This window comes from Nocardia sp. NPDC058497, from assembly GCF_042720195.1.
In the GTDB taxonomy this organism is placed as follows: domain Bacteria; phylum Actinomycetota; class Actinomycetes; order Mycobacteriales; family Mycobacteriaceae; genus Nocardia.
The window spans coordinates 1-5,954 of record NZ_JBHXMY010000108.1 but is presented as its reverse complement, the minus strand read 5'-3'; the positions used below and the strand labels follow the sequence as shown (position 1 = coordinate 5,954).

At 69.9% G+C, this 5,954-nt stretch carries 5 protein-coding genes; 2 read left to right on the top strand and 3 right to left on the bottom strand.

The genetic code is table 11. The features are described from left to right. Nucleotides 1–2,509, bottom strand: a 2,509-nt coding sequence (locus ACFWPJ_RS10445; protein WP_378849481.1) for a tetratricopeptide repeat protein, incomplete at its 3' end; no start/stop codon positions are given. Nucleotides 2,510–2,692: 183 nt separating this feature from the next. Between ACFWPJ_RS10445 and ACFWPJ_RS10440 the strand changes: the two genes are divergently transcribed. Beyond that, the gene (locus ACFWPJ_RS10440; RefSeq protein ID WP_378849479.1) at nucleotides 2,693–3,148 is read left to right on the top strand and encodes a carboxymuconolactone decarboxylase family protein; all 456 of its coding nucleotides are present in this window, start codon (nucleotides 2,693–2,695) and stop codon (nucleotides 3,146–3,148) included. Nucleotides 3,149–3,183: 35 nt separating this feature from the next. Beyond that, nucleotides 3,184–3,645 carry a nitroreductase family deazaflavin-dependent oxidoreductase gene (locus tag ACFWPJ_RS10435; protein WP_378849477.1) on the top strand — a complete coding sequence of 154 codons (462 nt, stop codon included), beginning with the start codon at nucleotides 3,184–3,186 and terminating at the stop codon, nucleotides 3,643–3,645. 77 nt (nucleotides 3,646–3,722) lie between these two features. Here the strand turns inward: ACFWPJ_RS10435 and ACFWPJ_RS10430 are convergent, their stop codons facing one another. Together ACFWPJ_RS10430 and ACFWPJ_RS10425 are read right to left on the bottom strand one after the other, a co-directional pair. After that, on the bottom strand, nucleotides 3,723–5,087 hold the full coding sequence (locus ACFWPJ_RS10430) for a VWA domain-containing protein (RefSeq protein ID WP_378849475.1): 1,365 nt from the start codon (nucleotides 5,085–5,087) through the stop codon (nucleotides 3,723–3,725). Continuing rightward, nucleotides 5,084–5,941: an AAA family ATPase gene (locus ACFWPJ_RS10425; RefSeq protein WP_378849499.1), complete on the bottom strand. Its 858-nt coding sequence runs from the start codon at nucleotides 5,939–5,941 to the stop codon at nucleotides 5,084–5,086. Before ACFWPJ_RS10425 ends, ACFWPJ_RS10430 begins: the two co-directional genes overlap by 4 nt. Nucleotides 5,942–5,954 lie beyond the last annotated feature (13 nt).

The following is a 5,954-nucleotide window of genomic DNA, read 5'->3' as shown; positions in this document are numbered from 1 at the left end:
GCCAGAGCGCGGGGTCGGAGCGCGGGCGCGGGCGCGGGGGGGCCTGGCCGGCGCGGGGGGGGCGGGCGGCGGCCGCGGCGCCGGCCCCCCCCGCGTCCGGGTCGGTCGGCTCGAGTACCTCGGCAATGCCCTGGTGCGCCAGCGCTTCTTCGAGGCGGTAGCCGAGTTTCGGTGCCAGCTCCAGGGTTTGGCGGTGCAGGCGCAGCGCTTCGTCGGGAAGTCCGGCCAGGCGGCAGGTTTCGGCGTATCCGTGGAGGAAGTGGATCTTCCAGTGCTCCTCGAAGAGAGCGTCGAGCAGGGCGAACGCCTCGCGGTGGCTGGCGAGGGCCTCGTCGTAGCGGCCCATCCGGCGCAGCGCGACGCCCTGGCAGTTCAGGCACCAGGCTTCGTTGTGTTTGTGGCCGTCCGCGCGGGCCAGCGCCAGCGCGGTGCTCAGGTGTTCGAGCGCCTCGTCCGGTTCGTCGGCGGCGATGGCGACGCCGAGGGTGATCTGGGCCTGTAGCGACGGCGGCCACGACGGGTCGTCGACGGGGATGTCGAGGGCTTCGCGGGCCAGCTGCGCGGCTTGCTCACGGTGGCCCAGCTGCAGCATGGCCCAGGCTTCGCTGGCGATGGCGTCGGCGGCACTCGTCGGGCAGCCGCTGGTCGCGTAGAGGTCGCGGGCCTGGCGGAACAGTTCGAGTGGTTCCTCGGTATCGCCTTCGTCCCAGCGCAAGTGGGCGCAGCGCATGGTCAGCTCGGCGCGGGGCAGTGGGTCGCCGGCCGCCGCGATGAGCGGTGCCGCCGCGGCGTAGGCGGCGGCCGCCTCGGCCATGCGGCCCGCGTTGTAGCGGGCGAAACCCAGGTCGCTGTGCGCTTCGGCGAGCTGGCGTGGGTCACCCAGATGCTCGGCGGCCGTCAGGGACTGTTCGAACAGGGCGTTGAGATGCGTTGTGCCGCAACGCCGGGCGAAGAAGGTGCGCAGGAAGCGCGGCAGCTCGCACACGTGGACGTTCGCGCCGACCTCGACGGCCGCGTAGAACACCGCCATCAGGTTGGTGTATTCGGTGACGAACCAGAAGAACGCGGGGTCGCGGCCGGGGAAGTGCGGTAGATCGGCCGGCGGCGAGCCTGCCGACACGGGGCGGGTCGGCGACAGGAACGGCATCGCGGCGTCGGCGGCGGCCGCGGTGTGCACGTAGTAGTCGAGGATCCGGTGCAGGGCGCGGTGACGGTCGGCGTCGGTGTCGTGTTCGAAGGTGGCGTTGCGGGCGTGCTGGCGGACCAGGTCGTGGAGGCGGTAGCGGCCCTCGGCGGGCTGCTGGACCAGGTGGGCGTCGAGCAGATCCTCGAGCATCGTGCGCGCGCTGCGCAGCGGCACGTCGGCCACCGCCGCGGCGACATAGTCGGTGAAGGTGGATCCGGGGATCAGGCCGAGCAGCCGGAACAGGCGGCGCTGATCGCGGTTGAGCTGGCGCACCGACATGCCGAAGGCGGTGTCGAACTCGGTGGCCCCCTCGGCCATTCGCTCCACCAGGATGCCGACCGACCAGCCCGGACGGTGCCGCAGCCGGGCCGCGGCCAGGCGCAAGGCCAGCGGCAGATTGCCGCACAGCCGCAGCACCTCGGCGGCCTGTTCGGGTTCCCGGGCGAGCCTGCCGTCGGGTCCGCGCGCATCGCCGCTGGCCCTGACCAGCAGCTCCGCGCTCTCCTCCGGGGTGAGCACGTCGAGGGTCACCGGTGGCACCTCGTCGAGCTCGAGCAGCCGATTACGGCTGGTGATGATGGCGACCGACTCCCCAGCTCCCGGCAGCAGATGGCTGACCTGGGCGGCATCGGCGACATTGTCGAGGACGACCACCGCGCGTAGCCGGGCCAGCTCCGAACGCCAGCACGCCGCCCGCAGTTCGACCCCGCCGTCCTGCGGGACCTTCTCCGAGGGCACCTGCAGCGCGGCCAGCAGGGCGCGGATCGCGGCGTCGGGGTCGAGCGGCTGGCGGCCGTCGGTGAAACCGTGCAGGTCGAGATAGAGCTGGGCGTCGGGGTATTCGGCGGTCAGCTGGTGGGCGGCGTGCACGGCCAGGGACGTCTTGCCGACACCGGCCATACCGTCGATGGCGACCACCCGGTCGGACCGGACGGCGGCGAGGACGTCGGCCAGTGCCTGTTCGCGGCCGGTGAAGTCGGAGACGTCGCGAGGCAGGTCGTTGCGCGGCGGCGGTGGGGCGTCGGCGGGCGGGCTCGGCGGGGCGACCTGGCGGCTCGTCTTCGGCGGCGCGGGCAGCGGATTGTTGGCGCGCTCCCACAGCGGGCGCAGCGGGCGCGGATCGCGTTTGACCAGGCGGCACAGTTCCAGCACGGCGGGCCATGGCGGCACCGTCTGTCCGCTGAGATAGCGCGACAGCGACGAGGAACTCAGGCCGGTGTCGCGGGCCAGTGCGCGTACGCCGCGGCCGGACAATTCCTGAATCAGGCGCAGGCGCGCGGCGAGTTCGTCCTGTGGGTAGGCCCTTGCCGTCTGCTGTTGCACAACCACCGTTTCCCGCTCTGTTGTCCCGGCCCGGATCAGGAAGTTTCCCGATGACAATCGGGAGGTCAGGACCGTTTTCCACTGTCCCACAGTGTCCCACAGCCATCGTGTTCCGGCGCACGACGGGCTGTTATTGAGTCACACCGCAAGCAGCGGAGAACAACGGGAAACAAGGAGAACATCATGCAGTCTCGGATGCAGAACCCGGCCATGGTCCTCACCGACGCGATGGGCCCGATCCAGCAGGTGCTCAAGGCCGTGCAGACCGGCGGCGTCGACGGCGAGATCCTGGAGCTGGTGCACCTGCGGGTAAGCCAGATCAACAACTGCAGCTCCTGCGTCGACGCCGGCACCAAGACCGCTCGCAAAGCCGGTGTCAGTGAGGAGCGGCTCGCCACGGTCGTGGCCTGGCGGGAGACCCCGTACTTCACCGACGAGGAGCGCGCCGCCCTCGAACTGGCCGAGGCCGCGACCCGCTTGGCCGACCGTTCCAATGCCGTCACCGACGAGATCTGGGACGCGGCCGCCAGCTACTTCGACGAGAAGCAGCTCGCCTCGATCGTGCTGATGATCGGCGTCACCAACATGTTCAACCGGCTCAATGCCACCACCCGCCAGATCGCGGGCGCCTGGGGCTGAGTCCCCCGCACCCAGCCAATCGAAAGGACCTTCCGATGACCACGAACCAGCCGTCCGGCAAGACCAAGAGCTCGCACGGGGGATTCTCCCGGTGGATGCAGCACAAGATGAACGCCAGGATGAACCGCAAGATCCGCGGCGGCAACGGCACCTTCATGGGGATGGACGTGCTGATCCTCAACACCGTCGGGCGCCGCAGCGGCGAGCCGAGGCAGACCCCGATCTCGTGGTTCGCCGGCGGTGACGGGTCCTGGCTGCTCGTGGCGTCGGGTGGGAAGAACGGACATCCTGACTGGCACCTCAACCTCATGGGACATCCCGAGCAGGCGAGCATCGAATTGCCCGGTGAGGCAGCGCTGCCGGTGACGCCGCGAGTGCTCACCGGCAAGGAGCGGGCCAGGGCCTGGGAGTCGATCACCACCGCGCAGCCGCGGTACGGGAAGTACCAGGCCAAGAGCGATCACGAGTACGCGGTGGTGCGGCTCAGCCCGCGATAATGTGGGCGTACCGGGTGGTTCGCCACCCGGTGCCGGGCCGCCGTATCTGTCGGCACGGTGGTGGGCCGAGGGCCCCGTCACGCAGGTAGCAGGCGACCGATCACTACGGCGAGCTGGGCGACGTTGCGACACTCGTGCATGGTGACGACTTCGGCATAGGTCGACGCCGCTGAATCGCCGGTGTTCCACGATCTCGACGGCTCCGGATTGAGCCAGTAGACGGCCTTGGCCCGTTCGGTCATCGCTTCCAGCGCAGCGAGATTCGGGTCCGTGCGGTTGGTGCGGGCGTCACCGAGGATCAGCACGCAGGTACGCGGACCCAGGGCGTCGAGGTAGTGGTCGACGAAACCCTGGAGTGCCTCGCCGTAGTTGCTGGAACCGAAGCGCGCCACACCCGCCTCGCGGACGATGTTCTGCGCGAAACCGGGCGCCGGCGGTTCGCCAGGGTTGAAGTAGTCGGTGATCTCGGCGCAGGTGTCGACGAAGCCGAAGCTGCGGACCTTGCTGAACTGGTCCTGCAGGGCCTGCACCAGTTGCAGGGTGAACTCGGCGAAACCGGTCACCGAGCCCGAGACATCAGCCAGCACAACCAGATCCGGCCGACCGTGGCGGCGGGCACGCAGCACGGGATCGATCGGGACGCCACCGGTGGCCATCGAGCGGCGCAGGGTGCGGCGCAGGTCGATCTGCCCGCGCACGGCCTTCTTGCGACGGACCGCCAACCGGGTGGCGAGTTTGCGGGCCAGCGGGTGCACCAGGCGGCGCATCTCGGCGAGGTCCTGTTCGCGCGCGCCGAGGAAATCGGCACTGTCAGCGCCGGATTCGACGCCGCGACGAGCGATGTAGTCGGTGCCGCGCAGTTGCGCCGAGCGCAGGCGGGCTTCGGCCTGCACGGCGGCCCGGAACTGCTCGACCCGGCGGCGCGCCTCGATCGTGTGGACCGCCGAATCGAATTGACCTGTCCCGCCCATGGTTTGCGCGACCTGCTCGGAGATCTCGTCCGGGCGCAGCGATTTCATCGTCAGATAGGACGACCAGCCTGCGCCCGATGCCGAGGTGACCCGGCCCGCACTCTCCCCCGCGCCGCCGTAGGCGCCGAAGGTATTGAGCGCTTCCCTGGCGAGTTCGGCGGTGTCGGCGCCCTGGATGAGGGCGGCGATGACCCGCTCGCGGAGCGGGTCGGCGGCATCCTCGCTCGACACGGTGATCGGACGGGCGGCGTCGAGGAAGTAGAGGTCGAAGAGCTGGTCGAAAACCTTGCGCTGACCGTTGCGGCGTAGCAGACAGGCGGCCAGGCCCGAGCGCAGCACACGGGAGTCCGCGGTGCCGAGGGCGACGATCGTGGCCGCCGCGTCGACGGTCTCGCTAGGACCCGCGTGAATTCCGTGTTCGCGCAGCAGACCTACGAAACCGACCAGCCGATCGGTCGTCGGACCGGTCATCGGGGCGCGCCACCATCGGCCTGATCGTCGAGACCGAGCCGTTCGATCGCCACGCGATGGTCGGACTGGTACTTCAGTAGCACGCCGAGTGTCGAGCGAACCGCCCCGGCAGTCAGAGTGCGCGTGCCGAGGGCGACCAAAGTCTTTGCCCAGTCCACGGTTTCGGCGATCGAGGGCGCCTTGCGCAGCGACAGCTGACGCAGCGCGCTCACCGTCGTCACCACCGGTTCGGCCAGCGCGGCATCGAGCTCCGGCACCTTCAGCCGGACGATCGCCTTCTCCAGTTCCGCGGTCGGATAGTCGATGTGCAGGAACAGGCAGCGGCGCTTCAGCGCTTCGGACAGGTCGCGGTTGGCGTTGGAGGTGAGGATGACGAAGGGCTTGCGGACGGCGGTGACCGTGCCGAGCTCGGGGATGCTCACCTGGAAGTCGCCGAGCACCTCGAGCAGCAGGCCCTCCAGCTCCACATCGGCCTTGTCGAGCTCGTCGATCAGCAGCACCGTCGGATCGGGATTGCGGATGGCGGCCAGCAGGGGCCGGGCGAGCAGGAACTCCTCGGTGAAGACGTGGTCGCGGGTGCCTTCCCAGGTCTCCCCCGACGTGGCGGTGATGCGGAGCAGCTGTTTGGCGTGATTCCACTCGTAGAGCGCGCGGGCCTCGTCGATGCCTTCGTAGCACTGCAGCCGGATGAGCTCGGCCGACACCGCCGCGGCGACGGCCTTGGCCAGCTCGGTCTTGCCGACGCCGGCCGGGCCCTCGATCAGCAGGGGTTTGCCGAGGTGGTCGGCCAGGAAGACCGCGGTCGCGATATCGAGGGACGGCAGGTAGCCGGCCGCGGTCAGCCGGTCGCTCAGCGTGGCTACCGAG

Coding starts and splice junctions, on each gene's coding strand:
- ACFWPJ_RS10435 (WP_378849477.1), top strand. CDS start 3,184: ATGACCACGAACCAGCCGTCCGGCAAGACCAAGAGCTCGCACGGGGGA.
- ACFWPJ_RS10430 (WP_378849475.1), bottom strand. CDS start 5,087: ATGACCGGTCCGACGACCGATCGGCTGGTCGGTTTCGTAGGTCTGCTG.
- ACFWPJ_RS10440 (WP_378849479.1), top strand. CDS start 2,693: ATGCAGTCTCGGATGCAGAACCCGGCCATGGTCCTCACCGACGCGATG.